Source organism: Streptomyces sp. MS06 (assembly GCF_047200655.1).
Taxonomy (GTDB): Bacteria; Actinomycetota; Actinomycetes; order Streptomycetales; family Streptomycetaceae; genus Streptomyces.
Genome location: NZ_JBJZOJ010000145.1, coordinates 1 through 1,257 on the forward strand (window position 1 = coordinate 1; position 1,257 = coordinate 1,257).

Genomic DNA, 1,257 nt, shown 5'->3' on the forward strand with positions numbered 1-1,257 from the left:
TCGCGGACCGCGCGGGCGAGGATCTTCAGACCCTCGTCCAGCTCCTCGGGGGTGATGGTGAGCGCGGGCAGCAGCTTGACGACCTCGCTCTCCGGTCCGGAGGTCTCGATGAGCAGGCCGAGCTCGAAGGCGCGCTGGGCGACCCGGCCGGCGCGGTCCTTGTCGCGGAACTCCAGGCCCCACACCAGACCGCGGCCGCGGTACTCCTTGATGTCGGCGAGGTTCTCCTCGGTGATGGAGACCAGCTCGCGCTCCACCTGCTCGCCGCGCTCACGGGTCTGCTTCTCCATCGCGGAGCCGTCGGCCCAGTACGCCTCCAGGGCGGCGGTGGCGGTGACGAAGGCCGGGTTGTTGCCGCGGAAGGTGCCGTTGTGCTCGCCCGGCTCCCACAGGTCCAGCTCGGGCTTGAACAGGCACAGCGACATCGGCAGCCCGTAGCCGCTGATCGACTTCGAGACGGTGACGATGTCCGGCGTGATCCCGGCCTCCTCGAAGGAGAAGAACGCGCCGGTGCGGCCGCAGCCCATCTGGATGTCGTCGACGATCAGCAGCATGTCCTGCCGCTCGCACAGCTCGGACAGCGCCCGCAGCCACTCCGGGCGGGCGGCGTTGATGCCGCCCTCGCCCTGCACGGTCTCGACGATCACGGCCGCCGGCTTGTTCAGCCCGGAGCCCTGGTCCTCCAGCAGCCGCTCGAACCACAGGAAGTCCGGGACCTGGCCGTCCAGGTAGTTGTCGAAGGGCATCGGCGTGCCGTGCACCAGCGGGACTCCGGCACCGGCGCGCTTGAAGGCGTTGCCGGTCACCGCCAGCGAGCCCAGCGACATGCCGTGGAAGGCGTTGGTGAAGGACACGATCGACTCGCGGCCCTTGGCCTTGCGCGCCAGCTTCAGCGCCGACTCGACGGCGTTGGTGCCGGTCGGGCCCGGGAACATGACCTTGTAGGGCAGGTCACGCGGACGCAGGACGTAGTTCTGGAACGACTCCAGGAAGGCGCGCTTCGCGGTGGTCGACATGTCGAGCCCGTGGGTGACGCCGTCGCGCATCAGGTAGTCGATGAGGGCACGTTTGAGCACGGGGTTGTTGTGCCCGTAGTTCAGCGAGCCGGCCCCGGCGAAGAAATCCAGGTACTGGTGGCCGTCCTCGTCGTACATCCGGCTGCCCTGCGCACGGTCGAACACGGTGGGCCAGCCGCGGCAGTAGCTGCGCACCTCGGACTCCACGGTCTCGAAGACGCTCAGGTCGGGCTGGGTGATG

1 protein-coding gene is annotated in these 1,257 nt (G+C 69.0%); it reads right to left on the bottom strand.

Annotation, left to right across the window (positions count from 1 at the left end; genetic code table 11):
• Positions 1–1,256: diaminobutyrate--2-oxoglutarate transaminase (ectB, locus tag ACL02U_RS32840; protein ID WP_412794669.1), on the bottom strand; the 1,256-nt coding region annotated here is incomplete at its 3' end.
• Position 1,257 lies beyond the last annotated feature (1 nt).